The sequence below is a fragment of the Dehalobacterium formicoaceticum genome (assembly GCF_002224645.1).
Lineage (GTDB): Bacteria > Bacillota > Dehalobacteriia > Dehalobacteriales > Dehalobacteriaceae > Dehalobacterium > Dehalobacterium formicoaceticum.
This window is the reverse complement of record NZ_CP022121.1, coordinates 1537700-1560840: the sequence shown is the minus strand read 5'-3', so window position 1 is coordinate 1560840 and position 23141 is coordinate 1537700. Positions and strand designations below refer to the sequence as shown.

Here is a 23141-nt window from a genome sequence, read left to right as displayed (position 1 = left end):
GGGTTAGGGAAGGATCTAATGTTGCTTATTCAGAATGACAGAAAAACTACTTTTGAGGCAGATAGCCCCTGTTCTCTGAAACAGGGGCTATCATGCACTTATATAGATATAGTACTAATTACGCTTTTGCGATCCTGATGGCTGCCACTTTGAATTCCGGCGTCTTGCTGGTGGGATCCAAGTGGTTGCTGGTGAGATAATTAGCAGCACCGTCGGAATAATGGAAGGTCATAAATAACACATCCTCTTCCACGATATCCGTGGCTCGCACCTTGGTTTTGATTTCTCCCCGGCGGGAGGTCACAATCACATCATCTCCGTGAGCTAAGCCATGTTTGGCAGCGGTGGCCGGGTTAATCTCAATATAGGACTCTCCTCCAATATTGTCCAAGCCTTCCGTCCTACCGGTCATACCCGCATCATTGTAATGATAGAGATGTCTGCCTGTTACCAGGGTATAAGGGTATTCTCCATCAGGCAGCTCCGCACTTGTGATATGAGGGGAGGGCTGGAACAAGCCTTTGCCCCTGGTAAAGGAGCCTTGATGCAAGCACATGGTACCCTCGTGGTCGGCTCCTGTGCAAGGCCATTGGATGCCCTTCTTATCAAGGCGCTCATAACGTATCCCGGCGAAACTGGGTGTCAGAGAAGCGATTTCCTCCATGATTTCTGAAGTATGGCTATATTTTTTCTCGTAACCCATACGATTCATCAATTCCATGATAATCTGCCAATCAGGCTTCGCCTCTCCTGGTGGATCTACCGCCTTTCGCACCCTCTGAACCCTGCGTTCCGTATTGGTAAAGGTGCCGTCTTTTTCAGCAAAGGAGGCTGCCGGCAGAACCAAATCGGCCAGCTGAGCTGTTTCCGTCAGGAAGATATCCTGCACCACCAGAAAATCTAAATTGTTCAAGGCTCTGGTCACATGATGAATATCCGGATCCGTCTTCACGTTATTCTCACCGACGATATACATAAACTTAATATCGCCTTTTTCCGCCAAGGGGAACATTTCCGTTACCGTATGCCCAGGTTGATCAGATAATTTTACACCCCAACCGGCTTCAAATTTTGCCCTCACTTCAGGATTGTTTACCTTCTGATAACCGGGATAATCTCCCGGTAATGCGCCCATGTCGCAGGCACCCTGCACGTTGTTTTGTCCGCGCAGAGGATTCACCCCGCCGGATTCAATCCCGATATTTCCGCAGAGCATGGCCAAGTTGGATATACTCATCACATTTCTCGTCCCGGAAACATGCTCTGTAATACCCAGACAGTAGAAGATCGCTCCTTTTTCTGCTTGGGCGTACATTCTGGCGGCTTTAACAATATCTTCCGCCTTAATACCGCAAATTTCCGCTGCTACTTCCGGCGGATAATCCTGAACTGCTTTTTCCAGTTCCTCAAATCCTTCCGTTCTGGCAGCAATATATTCCTTATCTTGCAGTCCTTCCTTGATGATCACATGCATCATCCCGTTCAAGAGGGCAATGTTCGTTCCCGGTTTGATCTGCAGGAAGATCTCTGCATCTTCTACCAAATCAATCCTGCGGGGATCAGCAACGATGATTTTGGCTCCCCGGAGTTTTGCCTGACGAATCCTGGCGCCAATCACCGGATGGGCTTCCGTGGTATTAGAACCGACGATGAAAATCACATTTGTATCCAGTACCTCAGCAATGCTGTTGGTCATTGCTCCGCTGCCTAATGTAGTGGCAAGACCTGCCACAGTAGGAGCGTGTCAGACACGGGCACAATTATCCACATTGTTGGTTCCGATGATCCCTCGCATAAACTTTTGGACCATATAATTGTCTTCGTTGGTGGTTCGGGAAGATGATAAACCACCGAAAACATCCGGACCATACTTTCCTTTTATTTCAGTAATTTTATCAATAATGGTTTGATAAGCTTCATCCCAGGAAATCTCCACAAACTGGCCGTCCTTTTTCAGTAAGGGCTTAGTCAGGCGATCAGGATGATCAATGAAATTATAAGCAAAGCGCCCTTTGACGCAAAGCAAACCGTCATTGGCAGGCCCCTTAACAGGTTCTACCCCGGTAATTTTGTTACCGCTTACCAGGAAGTTGAATTGACACCCTACTCCGCAATAGGCGCAGGTGGTCTGTACCTTTCTGGTAGTATTAAAGAGAAAATGATTGTTATCCTTAGGCAACAGTGCACCCACGGGGCAAACATTAACACAGTTACCGCAGGAAACGCAACGGCTGGTGTCTAAGGTCTGATCAAAGGGCGGTGAAACATGAATTTCAGAGCTCCTCTGGCTAAAGCCGATAGCGTTGGTGCATTGCAATTCAGAGCACATTTTTACGCATTTGCGGCACATGATACATTTATTATGGTCACTGACATACATTTCATTAGTGTAGTCAATAGGCGTCGGTTTCTTTTCTGTATGGTAGAGACGGCCATCCACCTGGTATTCATTGGAATATTGCAGCAATTCACAATCGAATACCTTTTCACAGCCGCATTCCAAACAACGGGCAGCTTCTTTCTTGGCATCCTCCTCCGTGAATCCGAAACCGATTTCCTTGAAATTCGTTTTCCGCTCTTCCGGAGATAAGTGTTTCATGTGAGAGCGATATTTTTTCTCCCGGTCCAGAAAATCCTCTGACGTCAGATCATCTCTTTTCACCCAGAAAGGTTTTTGGTAGGAGATCTCTTCACCGTTCAGGTAACGAGTGATAAAAGGCGCCGCTTTGGTGGCATCTCCGATGGCTTGAATGGCAATGCCCGGTCCCTCATTGGTCCCGTCTCCCCCGGCAAAAACACCGGGCAAATTGGTGGCAAAGGTGTTCTTGTCCGCTTGGATCGTATTCCATTTGGTCAATTCCAACTCGTCCAGACCTGTGGGCACCACCTGCTGTCCAATAGCAGCGATGACATTGTCCACATCGATAATTTCTTCTGCTCCAGGAATGGGCACCGGTTTTCTCCGGCCGCTGGCGTCCGGTTCTCCCAGTTCCATCTTTTGCAGTTTGATCTGTTTTACTTTACCGTCTGCGCCCAAGATTTCCGTAGGGGCGACCAGGTATTTAAAAATAACGCCTTCTTCTTCCGCTTCAATGATTTCAATTTCCTCTGCCGGCATTTCAGACCGGGTTCGGCGATAGAGCAGATATACTTCCTCCGCTCCCATGCGGACTGCCGTACGGCAAGCATCCATGGCTGTATTACCGCCGCCTACGACGGCAACCTTTTTACCCAATTGAACCGGGTTTTGGGTCGCTACTTTTTCCAGGAAATCAATCCCGCCGATGACACCTTCCAGGTTTTCACCCTGACAACGCATAGGAGAACTGGCCCAAGCGCCGATGGCTACATATACGGCATCATAGTCCTCTCTTAAGTCTGTGAACTGAACATCTTGTCCGATGCGGATATTACACTTGATCTCCACACCCATTTTTTCGATGACGCTGATTTCCTGATCCAGCACAGCCTTGGGCAGACGGTATTCCGGAATCCCGTATCTCAGCATGCCCCCCGCTTTGGGCATGGCTTCGAAGACTACCACCTGATGGCCATCTTTGGCCAGGAAAAAAGCTGCGGTAAGACCGCCTGGGCCGCCGCCGATCACCGCTACCTTTTTGCCGGTAGCCGGTTTCATTTCAGGCAAAAATACATTTCCTGAATTTAAATCAATGTCAGCCACAAATCGCTTTAATGAGGCAATGGAGATGGGTTCCTCCACCAGTTGTCTGCGGCAGGCCTCTTCACAAGGATGGGGACATACCCGTCCGATACTGGCGGGAAAAGGGTTGACTTCCTTATTCAGTTCTAATGCTTCCTGATAGTTTCCTTTGGCAATTAGTCTGACATATCTTTGACATTCCGTATTGGCCGGACAAGCCTGATGGCAAGGGGGTTTGCAATCCCCAATGTGGTCGGCCAGCATTAATTCCAGCAGATCTTTTCTGGCAGAGACCACAGCATCCGAATGGCTGTAGACAACCATATCCTCCGCCACCGGGGTGGAGCAGGAAGGCACTAAGTTCCTTGCGCCCACAACTTCCACTACGCAAATGCGGCAGGAAGTGATGTCGGAACATCCTTCCAAATAACATAAATGAGGAATATCTACCCCGTTCATTTCGGCTGCCTGTAAAATCGTCATTCCCGGCTCAGCTGTAACTCTTTTATCGTTCAGTACAAAATTTATCATTTCGTGTTACCTCCTGCCCGGCATGGTTTGTTTTGAATGTGTTCTTCATATTCATCCCGGAAATATCTCAGGGTACTTAATACCGGATTAGGCGCAGTTTGTCCCAATCCGCAAATCGCTGTTTTCTTAATGTTTTCGCACAGCTTTTCCATTAATTCAATATCGTTTTCCTGACCGTTGCCTTCCAAGATCCGATCCAGAACTTCCAGAATCGCCTTGGTACCTGCCCGGCAAGGAACACATTTACCGCAGGATTCGTCCTGGACAAATTCCATGAAGAACTTGGCCACGTCTACCATGCAGTTGTTTTCATTCATGACAATCAATCCGCCGGAACCCATAATGGCGCCTAATTGGGCTAAGGAATCGAAATCAACGGGGGTGTCTAAATCATCGGACACAATACAACCGCCGGAGGGTCCCCCCATTTGAGCTGCTTTGAAGGCTTTTTTCTTAGGTACGCCGCCGCCCAAATCATAGACAATTTCCCGCAAGGTCATGCCCATGGGCACCTCAACCAAGCCTGTGTTCACAATATCCCCGGCTAAGGCAAATACCTTGGTTCCTTTGCTCTTTTCGGTACCAAAACCGTTAAACCATTCACTGCCATTTAAAATAATTGGTGGGATATTGGCCAGGGTCTCTACATTATTAATAATCGTGGGCTTCTGGAACAAGCCTTTTTGGAAGGGGAAGGGCGGTTTTTGTTTCGGCTCTCCTCTTTTCCCTTCAACAGAAGCCATCAGTGCGGTTTCTTCCCCGCAGACAAAGGCGCCGGCACCGATTCTGATCTCGATATCGAAGGCAAAATCCGTCCCAAAAACATTTTTGCCTAAAATTCCTGCCTCTCGGGCTTGTTTTAAGGCATACTCCAACCGTTCTACCGCAATGGGATATTCCGCCCGGATATAGCAAAATCCTTTATTGGCACCAATGGCATAACCCCCGATCATCATCCCTTCGATAATGGTATGGGGATCTCCTTCAATGATACTGCGATCCATAAATGCACCGGGATCACCCTCGTCCGCATTACAGATCAGATATTTTTGATCTCCGGGAGCTTTTCTTCCCGCTTCCCATTTAATACCGGCGGGGAAACCTGCTCCGCCCCGGCCCCTGAGACCGGATTTAGTAATTTCCTGAGTGACCTCTTCCTGAGTCATTTCCTGGAGCACTTTAAGAACAGCTTTGTAACCGTCATTGGCAATATACTCGTCAATAGATGAGTAATCAATTAAGCCGCAGTTTCTTAAGGCAATTTTAACCTGTTTCTTAAAGAAGCTGATTTCATTGAGATAAGGAACTCTTTTTAACGCGCCCATATCAAAATACGTTTTATTAACCAGAATATTTCCTTCCACCAGATGGGACTTGACGATCTCGGGAATATCCTTAGGCTTAAGCCTGGTATAGAATACTTCCTCCGGCATCACCACCATCACCGGGCCCAAATTACAGGTCCCGATACATCCGGTTTCACTGACCAAAACCTGATCTTCCAAATCATTTTCTTTAAGTGACTGGAGCAGAGCATCTTTAACCTCATGGCAATCGGCGGAAACACAACCGCCCCCGGCACAGACCAGAACCCGGTATTTATACTTACTGTTTGTCTCTTGATATTTTTTTGTAATATCCAGGAGATCCTGAGTCGATTTAATCAATATCTTTCACCTCCCATTAATGTTCTTTTTTAATATTCTTCTAAAATAGCATGAACCTTTTGGGGATCAACCTTCTGATAAACCTTATTGTTAATGGTGATCGCCGGTGCCAGACCGCAAGCACCAATACAACGTGTTATTTCAAGGGTAAATTTAAGATCCTCACTGGTTTGGCCAACCTTAATGCCTAATTGATCAGAGAAAGCTTTGAGTACATCCTTGGCACCCTTTACATAGCAAGCCGTGCCCATGCAAACGCCAATGGTGTTTTCCCCCTTAGGACGGGTTGAAAAGAGAGTATAAAAGGTTACCACCCCGTAGACTTCGTTTAAAGGGATATTCATACCGTCGGCAATGAACTTTTGCAGTTCATCAGGCAAATACCCGTAAATACCTTGAGCAAAGTGCAACACCTGAATTAAACTGCCTTCCACATCTTTGTATTCGTCGATTATTTCCTGGATGCGGTCGTATTTTTCCTGATCCGTTTCGTTCTGACATGCACAAGCACATGCAGATCCTTCTTGATTCATATTGCCACCACCTAAGTTCATTTTATTTCTTGATTTGGACCGTTACCCTAAAACATCCCAGAATTACATCACTATATAATAGTTTACCAAAATATAATCCATGAAACAAGTCATAATTGATTATGATAATTATCACAAATTTATGAATTTTTTGTATGACTTGCTTTAATTAGGCATTCATTCCTATAAGGCATTCATTCCCAGTTTTAAATTTCAGATGATTCTGCTTTAATAAGATCCTTGATCACTTCCCCGGCAATAATTAATCCAGCCACGGAAGGGAGAAAAGAAATGCTGCCGGGGACTTGCTTTTTTCTCTCATCAAAGCTATCTGATGAAGCATATCTAAGTTTAATCGGTTCCTCTGTGGAAAAGACCACCTTCAAAGCAGGGATGTCTCTTTTTCTTAATTCTTTCCTCATCACCCTGGCCAAAGGACAGACCGAAGTACGATAGATATCCGCCACCTGGAATTTGGTAGGATCTAATTTATTGCCGGCTCCCATAGAGCTGATAATGGGAATCTGAAGCTTTTTTGCCGTGACAACCAAATCGACTTTGGCCGTCACCGTATCCACAGCATCAACAATATAATCATAGTTCTCCTCGATTAATGTTGCCCGTGTTTCAGGCAGATAAAAGCTTTGATGAATGACAACCTCTGCCCGGGGGTTAATATCCAGGATCCTTTCTTTCATGACCTCCACCTTGGGCCGGTGCAGAGTTTTATTGGTGGCATGAATCTGACGATTAAAATTACTTAGAGTGACCGTGTCATGATCCACAAGGACAAAATGGCCGATACCGCCTCTCACTAAGCCTTCCACCACAAAGGTACCCACCCCGCCGATGCCAAAAACAGCCACCCGACTGCGCTGCAGCTTTTCCAATGCTTCTTCGCCGATTAATAATGCTGTGCGAGAAAATTCTTCCCACATATTCCTCATCCTTTTTTTCGTTTTTACAATCAGAGCTATTTTAGCATAACAGAAACCTTTCTGTAAAAACAACAAGATTCTGAAAGTTTTCTTAAGTAAAAAGACAAAGAACTCCTAAAAAGAGTTTAAAAAGGGAAAAATTCTTAAAATAAGCTTCAATATAATTTCACCCAATAAAGGCAATTGAACATTGAATAAGCGCAAAGTACCAATCAATAGTGCAGCGGACCATATTCCCAGCCAAATAGCCCCCTCTTTCCAAGCTTTTCTATTGAGCAGCCCGGGAAATTCCCTGAGGACAGCATAAATAAAAGCGGCATAGAGCAGGATCACTGAGCATCACCACCCTTAAGTCCTTTAAGCCACGATCCTAAGAGGGCTAAGAGAGGTATGCCTAATATAAAGGGAAGGGCGTAAATAGGATAAGCTTTATTGGCAAAATCTAATTTTTCGATAATATTAGGCAAGTTGATCAAAGAAAAGAGAGCCATGAGAAAGCCCCAGGGCAGCACCAGAGGATGATAAGAATCCAGCTTAAAAAGCTGAGCAGTGCCCAGACTCAAAGCGTAGAGATATACGGTGGTTTTGATAAACCCTGCGGCGAGATAATTAACGGCGATCAGGATCTCAAACCGGCTTAAAAATTCGGCAATATCAATCATTTTAACGGCATAATAGGTGGGATAAAGATACAGCCCGGCGCTATCACCCAATATAAGAATTGTCCTCAATGTAGACAAGACCATCACTATACACCCCAGCAAAAGACCCGAGAGGAGCGTAATCTTAACTTTCCCCTTTTTATTCAAAAAGGGCAGGATCATAAGAAAGGCTGCCGTCTCACCAAAAGACAGCGCAGCGGTACTGACCCCACCCCACAAAAACTTATGCAGGGGCGTGGTAAAAAGAGGCTTGATATTTGAAATTTCTATATCCGGCATTGCTAAAAATATTAACATAATAAAGGTGCCCAACAGGATCGGTGCGATCAATTGACCGGTACGCACGATCACTTCCAGGCCTTTTTTTGCACCGTAAATGCATGGGGCGACCATCATTAATACCAACACATTTGCCGGTGTATTGGGGAGGAGCACTTGTTTGATAAATTCAAAATAATACATCACTACCAATGCTCCGTTGTGGAACAAATACCAAAGAAAGATCCCTGATAAAAATCCTCCCGGGATAGGACCGAAGATGATCTCATTTATTTCAATGATGGTTTTCCCCTGATAACGGTTTAAGAGAGCAATAAAAACCCCTGCTAAAGGCAGTGCGATCATAAAACTTAAGATCCGGGCGAGCCAGATATCTTTTCCGGCTGTTGAACCCGGGATAGCAATGACAGATCCGAAGATAAAGAGGAATAATAATAAGACCAGCCCCAGGGATGACACCTTACCCTTTTCCAACCCCATGGTGCACCTCTCCTCCCTGCAATTTTATTGAAGTACCGTGCGGAGAACATCGCCGGTTCTCCATAAATTAACCCGCACCTCCACGGCAACATCCAAGTGCGGAAAAATTTCCTGCCAGGAGGACTTCATCTTCTGCCACTCCTTGGGATAAACCCCCCCCAACAACCTCTCCAAACCCAAAAACATCCGCATTGTAAGACTTCGCCCTGCCCAGCGCCTGCAGCACCTCTTTTTTGATAGCCTGGGCGGTGCTTTCATTGGCCTTTATCATGCCTTCCTCGGTGGATAAATCCAAGGTACCGCTTTGATCGCTGATATTTCCCTCCACGATAATTTCCACTTTCACCTTGGGATCACCATCATCCAGCACTGCTTTGATGCTGCTTTTATTGAGAAAAATTTCGCTGCTCATGGTTCCCGCTTCATCTATCAAATGGGAAACAACACTGGTGCTTTTTATTTCTCCCTTCACCCATTTGACACCCCGGGTTTCTCTGTTGTTCATTTCTCCCACCATTTTATCCTTGACAAACACCCCGGCATTGCCGTCTACTTTCAGATGTTTGTCCTCTCCCTCTTCGACTACACCAACGATGGGAATCAGAAAGGCTTGTGTGATATCAAGCATGGCAGCATTTACCTCCTGCACATTAATGCCCGGAATCTTGGACATGCTGCCCTGCTGGATTATACTGCTCAAGCTTAAACCGTTGGTATCTTCCAGTTTATCTTTCGCTTCAAAAACATCCCTTGCCTTTTCTTCCGCTACCAGCACCCAGGCAGTAGCCCGCGGTTCATGGTCCCGCAGAAAAAAATCCAAAGCTGGATAGATCCCTTGTTTTGCTAAATCATTTCCTAGCACGACAACTTCGTTATTAGGGAAAAAAAGTGCCCGGCTGCTATGACTCCGGGCGTTCCTGGCGGCATCAAAAACAGTAGCGCCGCTGCCATGGGTCATAAAAACAGGTTCACCGCCGGAACCTGAACTGCCGCCTTTTCCTCCCGCCATCTGGCCAGGCTTAGCAATCTCAGCCGTAAGCTGAAGCCCGTCTCCTTCCCGGTCCACCCCTACACCCAAAACAATGGCCAATTCGTCCAGTTCCCTGCTGTCCCAACATGCGGGCAAAAACACTAAAAATGCCAGCCCATAAAAAACCAGGAAAAACAATTTTCTTCTTTTCACGGCCCATCACCCTCACGATTCATCCAAACTATTCTCATCTTCCTCAGGCTGCGGCATTAAATTAAAATCCCGCCGTACGGGATCAACGACCCCGATGGATTCGGGACGGGTAACCATGCTCCAGAGAGGCACCCGCACTAAAACATCTTTTAAATCTTTTGGCATCAAGGGGGAAATGGGAGAAAGATAAGGAACACCAAAAGAACGCAAAGAAACCAAGTGTATTATAAGGAATAAAAATACAAGCATCAGACCGAAAACACCAAATAATCCTGCCATCACGGTAAAAGCGATTCTTAACAGGGCACAGACATCATAGAGTTTGGGCACGGCAAAAGAAGCAATCGCCGTAAAGGATACCACAATAACCATATAAGCTTCAATGAAACCGGCGGAGACTGCCGCATCGCCAATCACTAAAGCCCCTACAATACTCATGGCCGATCCAATGGGTTTGGGCAGCCTAATTCCCGCTTCTCGCAGAATTTCGAAGATCAGCCCCATTCCCATCGCTTCTACCACAGCAGGAAAAGGGGTTCCTTCGGAAGCAGCGGCCATGGAAATCAAGAGGGGGGTCGGCAAAAATTCCTGATGGAAAGTGGCTAAGGCCACAAAAATACCGGGAGACATGCTACCGGCAAAAAAAGCAAAGTAACGAAACCACCGCAAAATGGTGGCATAAAATGGTCGAGCATTATAATCATCGGGACTTTGAAAAAATTCAATAAACAGGGTCGGTACCGTATTGGCAATGGGCGTACCGTCAACCATAATAGCTACCCGGCCCTCCATCAGTTTTGCTGCCGTCACGTCCGGCCTTTCCGTATAGTCAACGGTCATAAAAGGGGAAAAGGGGGCATCTTCAATATATTGCTCCACATACCCGGCTGCCAAAATGGCATCGGTGTTAATTCTCTCCAAGCGGCGTTTTACCTCATCCACCAGCTCCGGCCGGACGACCCCTTTTAAATAGGCAATGGAAACCTTTGTTTGGGTTTTCTGCCCCAGCACCAGGTCTTCAAAGGTCAGCCCCGGATGGCCCACCCTTCGTCTCAGCATGGAGGTATTCGTCCTCAGTGTCTCTACAAAGCCTTCCCTCGGACCTTTCACAACAATTTCCGATTCCGGTTCGGAAGGCATCCTTCTTTCCCACCCGGGGGCATTGATAAGCAAGGCCTGGGTGCTGCCATCCACTAGTAACATCGTGTCCCCACTAAACACAGCATTTACAATCTGTTCAACGGATTCTTCCTCCCGAATACTAGCTACAGGTAAGATCCTGTTTTTTAAAGCTTGTACCAGATCATTTCCTTTTTTGTCCAGGATCTCTTTTTCCCCACATAACACCAAAGGTTCCAAAACATTCTCTCGGATTACCAGTTCAAATACCAGACCATCAATAAAGATAATAGCGGCATTAATATTGTTTTTTAATGTCAATTTGCGCACCACAATATCAGTGCTTTCTCCTGTCAAGCGCTTGAAATTTGCTAAATCTCTTTCCAAATGACCGCTCAGGCGATCCCCCTTTTTTGGCGCTTGCGTCTGATTTTCACTTCCCAGCAGGGAATGCAAATACTTGATTTTTTTATTGAGCAAACGGAACATATTTTTACTCCCCGTCCATTTAATTCCTATTATCTTCCCCTGGGCAGTATCCAATTATTCCCGAAGCAGTTATTTCAAAAAAAAAGGGGCTGTCGGGAAATAACTGATTTTGTCCCAATGAGCTAAAAATGAAAAGAACCCTCAAGAATCTGGGCTTTGAAAATGGCCTTTGATCTTGCTGGGTTCTGTTTTTGTATTGGAAATATTAATTTTGGGTGCACCAAATAAAGGTATTCAACTTTAAATGCTACTTTTTTCTTAAGCTGCTACCTCGGAAGTTTTACCCTCAAATTCTTTGATTTTTCCTTTTATGAATTTATGGTATTTGTTTAGATTTCGTCCAAATGAATACATCATAAATTCTTTGTATACCTTTTTGGAGCTGCGATAATTGAATCGCCTGAACTTGTCGTTCTCCTTGATATCACCAAAATGACCTTCTGTCTGGATTGATCGGATTTGGCGGTTGAGAATTCCCTTTTCACTTTGTATGTTTTCGTGTGACTTTGCCTTTAGCTCTTCCCAAGCCTCATTAACCTTCATGATTTTGTTCTTGTTTATATCTCTTTCTTCGTCATATTGATAAAGGCATTGCGCCTTGAGTGTACAGCCGCTACAGTCGCTGCAGGCATACACTTCAAAGGTGCGTTTCAATTCGTTCTGTCTTTTGATTTCTGTTCTCTCGTGAATAAGTTTTCTCCCATCACTGCATAGATAATAACGTGTGGAACCTTCTTCGACCTTCTCCATGTTGTAGTGTCGGCCGATTTCATTTTTATAGGCTCTTGTCTTCATTTTTTCGTGGGTTTGCAGTTTGATGTAGCTCTTAATGCCTTCTTCCTCTAGATAACTCAGATTTTGTTCACTGCTGTATCCGCTGTCTGCTGTGACTTCTTCCAGTGTTTTTCCGAAAGCATCCTTGTGTTTTTCCAGCACTGGGATGAGCGTGTTGTAATCGGTTCTGTCATTGCTGATGTGGGTATGGATGATGAAGTAGTTTTCTACAGCTATCTGTACGTTGTATGCTGGTTTGAGCTGTCCATTTAACATATGGTCGTCCTTCATGCGCATGAAGGTCGCCTCAAGATCCGTCTTTGAATAACTGTTTCGAGTTGCACCCATTATCTTAAAGTGATTTTGGTATTTGAGCAGGCGGTTTCCACACTCTTCAATCTCTTCGTAAAGTTTTTGGATTTCGGATTTTTGCTGTCCTTTACCAGATACAAAACTCAAGTTTTCTCCCTTGGCTGTTTTCGTGAGGTTTGTCTGCAGTTTCAATAATTCCAATGGAGATATGTTGTCGATCTCCAAGATGGTGTTATTAGATATTTTCTTTTGATTGGTCTTCTTGCGTTCCCGATTCTTTTGGATGATTTCCCGAACCCTGTCCATCCCTTCGATGACGAACATTTTTTCTTCCCTCAGTCCATATTTTTTGTCGTAGCCGGCTTCTGTGATGAGGGTGTTGTATCTTGAATAAAGTTCATCAACCTTATCAAGCAGTCCTGCCAAATGATAGTTTATGCTGCCACGCCATACGAAGGTGTATCGGTTGGCATTGGCTTCGATCTTTGTGCCGTCTATGAACAAGCTCTTAAGCGTTACAAGACCTTCTCGCTGAAGGAGTCTGATGAAATGATAGTGAAGACCTTCAAGGATTTCTTTGTTGAGTTTGTTGTTTATGAAGTCATAGAAAGCATCACGCTTGGGCTTTTCACCCTTAGACAACCACAGAAAGGCGATGTCTCGTTCGCATAGTTCCACAATTCGGTCAACAGCTTTAACTCCCCTCATATTTGCATAAGTCAGTATCGCAAACATCATAATAGGATTATAGCCTTTTCTTCCCTTGGTAGAATATCTGGCGATGAGACCAGAAAAATCAAGTTCCTCCATTACTTTTTTAAGGGTATAGACGGGGTCGTCTGCTGGTAATCCTATCTGATACAGATTAAAGTTAACTGCTTGTTGCCCTATCTCGAAAAATTGATTATAATATGTATTGTTCATGTGTAGTTACAGTATATACTGTAACGGAGGAAAGGTGGTCCTGATTAGCCATCTTTTTTTCTTTTTTGCATAAAAAATCAGTACCCTCATTAAGAGTGTACTGATTTTTTTATGGGGCTATTTCCCGACAGCCCCCATGTGTCAATTTATCACTTTCATCGTGTTGGTATATTGGTCATAGTAGTATAGTTGGTTATCTAGCAAATGAATATACGCGGGCTTATCATCGCTTAATTTCTCTTTCCCGGACCCGTCCACATGGATCTGATATAGCTTTTTCCAGTATTCAGCGCTATCAGTATAATAAATCCAATCCCCGGCAACATTGATCTCCCGGGCATCATCACTGCTGATTTCCGTCAATTGGCTACCGTCGGTTTTGATCTTATTTAGAGATTTGTTGTAATTAAAATAGATCCAGTCGTCAATGACATTGATTTCTGCCACACTTCTCTCGCTGATCAATTTTGTTTTGCCGCTGCCATCGTGATTGATTCTGATTAACTTAATGTAGTAACTAGAATAGAAAATTCCTTCTTCCGTCACAACCAGCTGGCTTACTGGATCCTTGTTAATTTGGGTCCTGCTGCTCCCGTCTTCTTTTTTCATTTTATAGATAGTCCCGTCTTGCATATGAACTCTGGTGTAATAAATCCAGTCATCAACCACATTAATATGATAGGATTGAGTATCCAGAATTGTTTTGCCGCTGCCGTCCGTTTTGATTTTTGTTAAATTCCAATCTTTGCCGCTGTAAAATATTTCATCCCCAACTACGTTAATATACCAGGCAGTATCATCAGTAATTTTAGTCGCTACGCTCCCGTCAGCTTTCATTTTGTAAAGCTTTCCCTCATCTGCCAGATTACTATAATAAATCCAGTCGCCGCCTTGGGCATAGAGACCGTTATTATTGAGATTACCTGTAGTGTTCCCTCGTACTGATTCCGCAGATTTCACCGGCACACGGGCACCGAGAATAAATTCCACCGGCTTCTGTTTAATATACGGTCCATCCTCATAGTATTTATTAAATATTAACTTGCCATCCTTTTCTTCCAGGAATGTTAACCGATCGCCGCTACCAAAGGGACGTCCATTCTGCAGCGCTTTTTCCTGCTCCTCATTTGAGAGTAGCGCCTGATAGATATCCACAATTTCCAAGGTATCTAAATAAACCATTTGGGTGAGCATTTTAAATGTATCTCTGACCAAAATATAATTGTCCCCAAAACCTACTACCACATATGATTTTTCCCAAGAGTCCATTGGACTGGGATCTTTATCCCCTTGAAAGATGCGGAGCAGGTCATACTCATGGAGCTGCATTTTCGTTTGATCATCATATACTCGGGCTGTTTTCCCGTCTCCGATCACAACCTTTTCCCCATCGGCACTGATAACCGGCTGGCCCGAAAAAAGCGTATGTACTTCACTTTGATCGATGATTTCTTTTTCTGAAACATAAATCGTATAGATATTGTAGAATATATGCGGCGCCCCGGTATTATTATTGATGACAATAAGATCATTGCCGTGCTTGGTTTTCGTCACATCCATACTGACCCAGTCCACTCTCATTTCAATCTTACCCAGCAGCGCATGCTTTCCCTGACCCGATAGATCCCGTTTTCTCAATTCCAGGGTTTTTTGATTGAATAGATACTCCGGTGTAGAAATCGTGAAATTATCGATGAGTACTGTACGGGTTGATGGATCCCACTTTACCGACTGATCAAAATTCTCACTGACAAACCGGAGGGGAACAAAGGTAAGCTGGCTAACTACCTTGGCAGGCACATCCATCTTCACTGGTTTATTGTTGACCATCGCGGTTTTATCGGATATCGTTAAGGCTATCTTTTTTCCGGCGTGGTCAGCCAAATCAATTTTCTTTGATTTGTGATCATAGGACACGGTAAATCCTAAGAACTCAGAAATTTTCCTTAGAGGAATGAGTACCCTTCCCTGCTCCAGCCTGGGTTTTTCTTGATGCTCAAACTCGATGCTGTTCTGGACAATTTCCCCCCATTCACTAAAACGATTGATCTTAACCTGGATATCCTTGCCCTGGGCACTCCCTCGTGTCATGGCAACGCCGAACATGATCAGCATGATCATGTTCACAAGTAGTCCGGTCTTTAGTGTATGTTTCATTTCAGCCATCTCCTTCTCTTGCAAAATATTTGGTTTTTACTGAAGATTGCCTCCAAGTTAAAAGACGCGAGAATGCAAATTTTGTTCCACTTATCAAGAGGTGTCAACTGTGTCCTGTGTCAACCCTGTTCAACTGATTCCAGCTGCTCTTCTAATATTTTAATAAATTCATATTGAATGTTAGATAAATAACCCTTCCCATTAAAAACAATACCCATATACAGAGGGATTTTAAAGTCGATAATATTTAAGGGCACAAGATTACCTGATGCAACATAGAGATCATTAACAGAGGTAATCCTGGGGAAAATTGCTAAGGCATTGCCACTGCTCACCATTTGCTTCATACTCTCCCGATCATTAAAACGCAAAATATTGTTGTGATTCAAGTTTAGCTGTACAAAATCCTTATCTAACACATTATTCTTATAAATAATCAGCGGATAATCATAGGTTTCACTCAAATAAATGCTCTTTTTATTTGATAAAGGATTATTCTTGCTGGCATAGATGCACAATTCATCAGCGAATAACTCTTGATAATATAGATCTTTTTGTTGTAGCAAGTCAAAAAACTCCGCTGTTTCATATTGGAAAAGACCAATTAACCCTACATCTATCTCCCCAGTTTCTAATTCCTTCATAATATTACTATTATCATCCTCTTTAATTGACAAATTAACTTGGGGATGTTTTTGTTTAAATATGGTAAATACATTTAGTAAAATATAATTGCCTAAGGCCGGTAAAGTAGATATGGACATGTTCCCCCTGAGAACACCTGGTTCCTCAGCACACATACTTGTTAGATTCTCAATTTCATTAACAATCACGTTAATTTGGTCTACAACATGTTGACCCTTATCTGTCAACTTTACCCCATTTTTAGAACGGTAGAAAATCTTGGTATTTAACTCTTTTTCTAAATTACTTATGGAAGTACTAAGTGAAGGCTGGGATATATAAAGCTTTTTGGCTGCCTGAGAGATTGAGCCTTGCCTTTCAACCTCCAAAATATAATATAGCTGTTCTAACCGCACTTTTTCCACTCCTCATAAATAATTCTTTAAAAAATTTTCACTTTATCCTATCATGAGCAGATTATCCTGTCCATAGCTTTTGCCTATAACCATATAGGAAGCAAGTATTTTTCATAAACCCACTTTTCATTTAGAATCATTATTAAAAGGATACAGAATTACTTATGAGTTGCTTATGAAAGTAAAAACATTCACAACATATAAAAAGGAGAGGAAATTCATGAGGCATAATTTAGAAGAGCAAAAACACATCATTACGCTCCAGCATGAAGCTGAAAAAGAGTTCTTAAAAACCTTCAGATCAGGAAATTATACTGCGGAAAACCCCTTTGTCGTCGTAAATCCCTATCTAGTTAACTACCTTGCTGCAGTATTATGTTTTAACACGGATGAAGAAACCACGGTAGAATTAACAGTAAAAGGCAAAGCCGTTGAAGGGGATTTAACTCATACTTTTCCCGCGGCACAGGAACACGTATTACCTATTTATGGTTTATATCACGATTACGAAAATACTGTTGTCCTAAAACTAGGCACCGGCGAAACCTCAGAAGTTAAAATAAAAACGGATAAACTGGATATCAATCTACCCCACTACTTAAATACCACCTACGAATATTTTGGCAAGGATATCATGATTTTATCCTCGACAACTCCCTTAATCGCCTCTTCAAAAACCGGGGGCTTTGATTATGCCGGTGATTTAAGATGGATGTTAACAGAAAAAGAATGCTGGGATCTAAAAAAATTAGAAAATGGCCGCATCCTTATCACCTCCTTCCGTTTCATGCAAAAGCCCTATTATATGGTAGGCATTATGGAAATGGACCTATGCGGAAAAATTTACAAGGAATATAGATTGCCCGGCGGTTTTCACCATGATTCAGTAGAACTGGAAAATGGTAATTTGCTGGTCGCATCAGATAATGATTTTAATGATTCGGTAGAAGATTATATTGTCGAAGTAGATCGAAAAACCGGGGAAATTGTGAAATCATGGGATCTGAAAAATGTTTTACCCAGAGAAGAAGGAAAAGCCGGGGATTGGAATATTCATGACTGGTTCCATAACAACGCGGTCTGGTATGACAAACCGACAAATTCCATTACCTTGTCCGGCAGACATCAAGATGCGGTAGTCAACATCGATTACGATACCGGAAAATTAAACTGGATTATTGGTGACTCTGAAGGCTGGGGAGAAGAATGGCAAAAATATTTCTTCAAAAATGTCACTAAAGGTGATTTTGATTGGCAATACGAGCAACACTCGGCAAGGATTTTACCAAATGGTGATGTGTTTATTTTTGATAACGGTACCTATCGCTCGAAAACTGTCGAAAATAGAGTCCCACCGGATGAAAACTTCTCCAGAGGTGTGATTTACAGAATCGATACTGAAAAAATGGAAATCGAGCAAGTTTGGCAGTATGGTAAAGAAAGAGGAGCAGAATTTTATTCTCCATACATTTGTAACGTAGATTATTATGGTGAAGGAAATTATATGATTCACTCCGGCGGCATCGCTACTTACCGGGGAAATCACACCGACCAACTAGGGGCTTCCCTCTTAAATCAGTATAAAGATGAAGAGATCCACTTAACCCTAGAATCAACCACTGTAGAATTATTAAATGATGAGGTTAAATTTGAGCTAAATATCAAAGGCGGCAACTATTACAGGGCAAGAAGAGTTTCATTATATGATGAAAACACCAACCTAAAACTGGGAAAGGCCGAAATGCTGGGAGGATTTGGCCTAACACCGGAGTTTGCTTTTAAGGTAAAATTTAAAGACGTGGATGAAGAAATTCCCGAAAAACACAATTTATCTTTAGAGCTTGAAGAAGACAGATTAGCTCTCCATGGGACATTTGGCGAAGGTTCTCAAGTTTTTCTGGAACTAAAAGGCAAGGAAGGATCCAAGTTCTATTTAGTACCCACAGAGGTCCACGACGTTACTGCTGCCTGTGTATCCTTTGAGGAACAAGGGGAAAATGACATTCAATTCTATGTGAGCCGAGAAGGAATCAGCGGGGATTATGACATCTATCTCAATGTAGATAACCTAAGATATGATACAAAACTATCGGTCACTTTATAACCTTTTAAATTCAAAGTGAAACTTCTATCATAATAACGAATAACGATATGTTTTGCCATCTAAAAAGCATGGACAAGCATATTGCAAGGAGTGATGAAAATGAAAGCAGCAGAACAAAGTGAACTATTAGCACCAAAAACGGGGTTTTCTGCGCTTAGTAAAGGGGATCTGATAAAATGGATCGTCACCTTTTTAGTGCCCTTGATTATCTGGCTGATCCCGATGCCTTTTGATGATAATATTAAAATGTTCATTGTTATTACAGCTTGGGGTGTTACTTCGTGGATTGTCACTGTCATTCCTGTTGCCGTTACAGGAGCTTTATTGCCAAGTATGTATTTATTCTTTGGCGTAACAGGAGCTGAGGTTGCCTATGGAGCATGGACGAATACGGTAATCTGGCTGACTGTAGCCGTAATCCTCATCGGTTTAGCTGCAGATAAAAGTAAAGTAAGTTTACGCTTGGCCTATAAAATTCTCTTAAAACTGGATTGCAGTTTGCGGGGATTAATTTGGAGTTTTTCTATCGCCGGTATTTTTCTGGCTTTTATCATCACCGATAATATGGCTCGATGTATTGTCTTTCTAACTATCGCCATTGGTGTCTGTCAAGCACTGGGCATTAAAGCAAAAAGCAAAGAGGCTACCGCTTTATGTCTAGCAGGATTCTTTGCCATGTCCGGTCCCTCTATCGGAACACTTACGGCAGGTAATGGATTGTACTTTAACTCCGTCTTTAGGGAAGTTGCCGGTTATGATATCACTTATTTCCAATGGATGTTACACAATTTTATTCCCGCTCTTGCTTGGACCTTCTTTGGTGTCATTAGTATCATCAAAGTGCTGAAAATCGGCAAGGAAAAAACCTATGACGCCAAGAGCGAACTTCAAAGGTGCTATAACGAATTAGGTCCGGTGAAACGCAGAGAAGTATTTGTCTTTGTCTATTTGTTGATGGTGGTTGTGACAGTTATTCTCTCCGGCACCTATGGTTTTGATCCCATGTTAGTAGTAGCTATGTTTTTATTCTTGATGTTTTTGCCCGGGATAGATATTTTGAGCGTTGATGATTTTGATAAAGCAGATTTTAAAATTCTTTTTGTGATGACAGGTGCCATCAGCATTGGCAATGTTGCCGGCAGCGTGGGATTGATCGATGTATTAGTTGAGTATGTGACGCCCTTACTCACCGGTTCTCCTGTTCGGATGGTTTTTGGGTCATATATTTTCTCAACCTTGGCCAACTTTATTTTGACTCCTCTGGCCATCGTATTTACTTTTACAGAATTGTTCACCGAGATGGCAATAGCTGCCGGGGTGAATCCTTTGCCGGTAATTTATGCCTTAAATCTAGGCTCAGACGTGTATGTGTTCCCCTATGAATATGCCATATTGCTTATCGCTTATAGCTTTGGGTACATGAACTACACTGATACGGTGAAAGTCCTTTTGGCAAGAACCATATTAAGTGTTCTGGTAATGGCCGTTTTTATGATACCCTTATGGTTCCTGATGGGACTACTATAAAAAAGAACTAGTTTAATATAAAGGGAAATTAACTATCAGCAGGGACATCTACTTCCCTGCTGATAGTTGGTTAATTTAAGGGAGAGACATTATTAATGGAACCTACGAAGGTAAAACCCAAACTTTGGAATAGGAATTATGTGATTATTCTTTTCATGACATTTTTTTGTTACTTTGCCGAGTATATTAACATCACTGCCATACCCCTTTTTACAGTAAGCATCGGGGGCGATGAGTCTACAGTCGGTATTTTTTTGACCGTCGTCAGCATCACCGCCCTCTTTTTTCGCCCCTATCTGGGATATGTGATGGATAAAAAAAGCAGAAAACGAATTTTGGTCCTGGGAACGGTTTGTATGTCCATAGCCGCCTTATCTTTTTCCTTGGTAAATTTGATTCCCCTGATCATGACGCTGGCTATTTTTCAGGGGATCGCTGTGAGTTCCATAACGACAGCAGGCCCCACTGTGGTCACTGATGTCACAGCTCGGGGCAGACTTGCCGAGGGTATCAGCTTATACAGTAATGCCCTAAACTTATCCATCGCCTTTGGACCGATGGTCGCCTTAGGGGTAATCAATAGATTTGGCTATGTCATTACTTTTCGAACTTCTTTCGCCATCAGCCTACTCGCTATAATCCTGGCGATTATGCTTAACTATGAGCAAAAACAAGCTTTCCCACATGGTTCTTCGGCTTCAAGGTCTGAGGGATTTAATATCAAAACTATTTTTGATAGAACCGCCATTAAGCCCGCACTGTATCAGTTTTTTATGGCTTTTTGTGCCGCGCTGATCTGGAGCTTCATTCCTTTATATGGTATGTCGAGAGGCATTGAAAATATTGGAATGTTTTTCCCTGTTTATGCCGGGGCCACCATTGTTGTATCACTTTTTACCGGAAAGCTGGTGCAGCGTTTTGGCGTCGGGAAAGTTTTTATCCCAGGATTAATTATGCAGCTGTTCGCATTTATTTCTTTAGCTTACGCCCAGTCTCTTCCTTTGATTCTGCTTGGTGGGTTTCTTTATGGTCTGGGCTCGGCCTCGGGATTTGCTATTATCAGCTTTATCGGTATGGATCTAGCCCCGGCCCATCGCCGCGGTGCCGCTAATGCTACCTTGTTTGCCGCCATGGACGTAGGAGTTGCCTCAGGATCAGTACTAATGGGGATTATTACTGCCCAATTCGGGTTTACGGTCACGTTCTTCGTTGCGGCAGTCATGATTGGTCTGGATATTATCGTTTTTCTCCTGACCCAATCTACCCGGCCTGCGAAAGTACTTCACGATAGCAGCGTTTAAAGTGAAACGGGGGAACGGTTCTTAAATGGGTTAATCGGAAGTTTTGCCCCCAAAAAGGCTCAAAAAACACGGAGGGACAGTCCGAGACCACTGAAAAAGTCTTCAGTAAAACACAAAAAGCATACCCACAATGGTATAATTAAGTCACCACAACAAAATATACCTGGAGGGATGCTTTTTATGTTAGTTGAAACCACCTTTAAGCAAAGTAGCTTCTATAACATATTGTACAACATGATACCAGAAAATCATATATTAAAACAAATAAATTCAGCAATATCACTTAGTTCTGTCAATGAGCTGTTAGCCGATAGGTATTGCAAGAACTTTGGTCGACCCGCCAAAGAACCCGAAATGATGCTGAGGATACAGATCCTGAAGCATTTGTACACACTGTCCGATGAACAGTTGATACAAGATATGTCCGTAAATCTGGCTTACAAATGGTTTGTGGGACTTAATCCAGAAGATCCTCTGCCTGAAACTAGCTTACTGACTAAATTTCGCACCCAGCGCTTAAAAGATATTAACATGGATACTATCATTACCGAGATTGTACGCCAATGTGTAGAAAAAGGCATAATTAAAAGCAGTAACGGAATTGCCATAGACACTACTCATATTAATGCAAACACCATTAAAAAAATACCCGAACGCATCATGAAACACCTGGCTAAGAAGATATTTAAAGCCAAAGGGCAGGAAGAATATGAAATACCCGATTACACGCAAATAGAAGATCATGCTGAAGCCAAACAAGTTATGAAAGACTATCTTGAAGACCTGATAGAGCAAGTTAGCGAAGAATCATCCGAGAAAGTTATAGAGGCAGTTGAAGAAGCTCAGGAGATATTGGAAAGCGACTTGTTCATTGAGCAAAAAGGCATACGGTCACTTACAACAAAGACAGCGATCAATGGTTTTGGAAAACACGAAAACACGGAGGGACAGTCCCCTCGTGTCGCCCGTCCCCTCGTGTCGCCGTGAAATTATCGATGAGTACTGTACGGGTTGACGGATCCCACTTTACCACCTGATCAAAATTCTCACTGACAAACCGGAGAGGAACAAAGGTAAGCTGGTTAACTACCTTGGCAGGCACATCCATCTTCACGGGTTTATTGTTGACCATCGCGGTTTTATCGGATATGGTTAAGGACATCTTTTTTCCGGTGTGGTCAGCCAAATCAATTTTCTTTGATTTGTGATCATAGGTCACGGTAAATCCTAAGGACTCAGAAATTTTTCTTAGAGGAATGAGTACCCTTCCCTGCTCCAGCCTGGGTTTTTCTTGATGCTCAAACTCGATGCTGTTCTGGACAATTTCCCCCCATTCACTAAAACGATTGATCTTAACCTGGACATCCCTGCCCTGGGCGCTCACTTGTGTCACGGCAACGCCGGACATGATCAGCATGATCATGATCACAAGTAGCCCAGTCTTCAGTGTATGTTTCATT

14 protein-coding genes and 2 pseudogenes are annotated in these 23141 nt (G+C 43.2%); 4 read left to right on the top strand and 12 right to left on the bottom strand.

Features of this window, described 5'->3' with window-relative positions; genetic code table 11:
- Positions 1-118: 118 nt before the first annotated feature.
- The 11 genes and pseudogenes from fdhF to CEQ75_RS07635 all read right to left on the bottom strand — a co-directional run bounded on the left by fdhF (position 119) and on the right by CEQ75_RS07635 (position 16749).
- Positions 119-4192: a formate dehydrogenase subunit alpha gene (gene fdhF / locus CEQ75_RS18895; protein ID WP_089609812.1), complete on the bottom strand. Its 4074-nt coding sequence runs from the start codon at positions 4190-4192 to the stop codon at positions 119-121.
- Entirely contained in the window at positions 4189-5862 is a 1674-nt protein-coding gene (locus CEQ75_RS07680; RefSeq protein ID WP_089609811.1) for a NuoF family protein, read from the bottom strand. The genes fdhF and CEQ75_RS07680 overlap by 4 nt, the downstream gene beginning before the upstream one ends.
- A gap of 26 nt (positions 5863-5888) precedes the next feature.
- Entirely contained in the window at positions 5889-6392 is a 504-nt protein-coding gene (gene nuoE / locus CEQ75_RS07675) for an NADH-quinone oxidoreductase subunit NuoE (protein ID WP_089609810.1), read from the bottom strand.
- Positions 6393-6598: 206 nt separating this feature from the next.
- Positions 6599-7330, bottom strand: coding sequence for a tRNA threonylcarbamoyladenosine dehydratase (locus CEQ75_RS07670; protein ID WP_089609809.1), 732 nt, complete (start codon positions 7328-7330; stop codon positions 6599-6601).
- Positions 7331-7659: 329 nt separating this feature from the next.
- On the bottom strand, positions 7660-8751 hold the full coding sequence (locus CEQ75_RS07660; RefSeq protein WP_089609807.1) for a GerAB/ArcD/ProY family transporter: 1092 nt from the start codon (positions 8749-8751) through the stop codon (positions 7660-7662).
- Between the two features lie 24 nt (positions 8752-8775).
- A complete protein-coding gene (locus CEQ75_RS19505; protein ID WP_420838520.1) occupies positions 8776-8880 on the bottom strand; it encodes a hypothetical protein in 105 nt (34 codons plus the stop codon).
- A gap of 43 nt (positions 8881-8923) precedes the next feature.
- A pseudogene (locus CEQ75_RS07655) lies at positions 8924-9883 on the bottom strand (Ger(x)C family spore germination protein); the annotation flags it as partial.
- A gap of 63 nt (positions 9884-9946) precedes the next feature.
- Positions 9947-11542, bottom strand: a complete 1596-nt coding sequence (locus tag CEQ75_RS07650; RefSeq protein ID WP_089609805.1) for a spore germination protein — start codon at positions 11540-11542, stop codon at positions 9947-9949.
- 258 nt (positions 11543-11800) lie between these two features.
- Entirely contained in the window at positions 11801-13552 is a 1752-nt protein-coding gene (locus CEQ75_RS07645; protein WP_157677370.1) for an IS1182 family transposase, read from the bottom strand.
- 141 nt (positions 13553-13693) lie between these two features.
- Complete coding sequence (locus CEQ75_RS07640) at positions 13694-15709, bottom strand: DUF5050 domain-containing protein (RefSeq protein ID WP_198306658.1); 2016 nt, start codon at positions 15707-15709, stop codon at positions 13694-13696.
- 119 nt (positions 15710-15828) lie between these two features.
- Positions 15829-16749, bottom strand: coding sequence for a LysR family transcriptional regulator (locus tag CEQ75_RS07635; RefSeq protein WP_089609803.1), 921 nt, complete (start codon positions 16747-16749; stop codon positions 15829-15831).
- Between the two features lie 220 nt (positions 16750-16969).
- Between CEQ75_RS07635 and CEQ75_RS07630 the strand changes: the two genes are divergently transcribed.
- The 4 genes and pseudogenes from CEQ75_RS07630 to CEQ75_RS07615 form a co-directional block, all read left to right on the top strand.
- Positions 16970-18853 carry an aryl-sulfate sulfotransferase gene (locus CEQ75_RS07630; protein WP_089609802.1) on the top strand — a complete coding sequence of 628 codons (1884 nt, stop codon included), beginning with the start codon at positions 16970-16972 and terminating at the stop codon, positions 18851-18853.
- 99 nt (positions 18854-18952) lie between these two features.
- On the top strand, positions 18953-20380 hold the full coding sequence (locus tag CEQ75_RS07625) for an SLC13 family permease (RefSeq protein ID WP_157677368.1): 1428 nt from the start codon (positions 18953-18955) through the stop codon (positions 20378-20380).
- A gap of 95 nt (positions 20381-20475) precedes the next feature.
- A complete protein-coding gene (locus tag CEQ75_RS07620) occupies positions 20476-21681 on the top strand; it encodes an MFS transporter (protein ID WP_089609800.1) in 1206 nt (401 codons plus the stop codon).
- A gap of 180 nt (positions 21682-21861) precedes the next feature.
- Positions 21862-22593: pseudogene (locus CEQ75_RS07615) on the top strand (transposase); the annotation flags it as partial.
- A gap of 1 nt (position 22594) precedes the next feature.
- Here the strand turns inward: CEQ75_RS07615 and CEQ75_RS07610 are convergent.
- Positions 22595-23140, bottom strand: coding sequence for a stalk domain-containing protein (locus CEQ75_RS07610; RefSeq protein WP_157677367.1), 546 nt, complete (start codon positions 23138-23140; stop codon positions 22595-22597).
- Position 23141 lies beyond the last annotated feature (1 nt).

Bases quoted from the DNA above. Each gene is read 5' to 3' on its own strand.
- nuoE (WP_089609810.1), bottom strand. From the start codon at position 6,392: ATGAATCAAGAAGGATCTGCATGTGCTTGTGCATGTCAGAACGAAACG.
- CEQ75_RS07670 (WP_089609809.1), bottom strand. From the start codon at position 7,330: ATGTGGGAAGAATTTTCTCGCACAGCATTATTAATCGGCGAAGAAGCA.
- CEQ75_RS07660 (WP_089609807.1), bottom strand. From the start codon at position 8,751: ATGGGGTTGGAAAAGGGTAAGGTGTCATCCCTGGGGCTGGTCTTATTA.
- CEQ75_RS19505 (WP_420838520.1), bottom strand. From the start codon at position 8,880: ATGAAGTCCTCCTGGCAGGAAATTTTTCCGCACTTGGATGTTGCCGTG.
- CEQ75_RS07650 (WP_089609805.1), bottom strand. From the start codon at position 11,542: ATGTTCCGTTTGCTCAATAAAAAAATCAAGTATTTGCATTCCCTGCTG.
- CEQ75_RS07645 (WP_157677370.1), bottom strand. From the start codon at position 13,552: ATGAACAATACATATTATAATCAATTTTTCGAGATAGGGCAACAAGCA.
- CEQ75_RS07640 (WP_198306658.1), bottom strand. From the start codon at position 15,709: ATGAAACATACACTAAAGACCGGACTACTTGTGAACATGATCATGCTG.
- CEQ75_RS07630 (WP_089609802.1), top strand. From the start codon at position 16,970: ATGAGGCATAATTTAGAAGAGCAAAAACACATCATTACGCTCCAGCAT.
- CEQ75_RS07625 (WP_157677368.1), top strand. From the start codon at position 18,953: ATGAAAGCAGCAGAACAAAGTGAACTATTAGCACCAAAAACGGGGTTT.
- CEQ75_RS07620 (WP_089609800.1), top strand. From the start codon at position 20,476: ATGGAACCTACGAAGGTAAAACCCAAACTTTGGAATAGGAATTATGTG.
- CEQ75_RS07610 (WP_157677367.1), bottom strand. From the start codon at position 23,140: ATGAAACATACACTGAAGACTGGGCTACTTGTGATCATGATCATGCTG.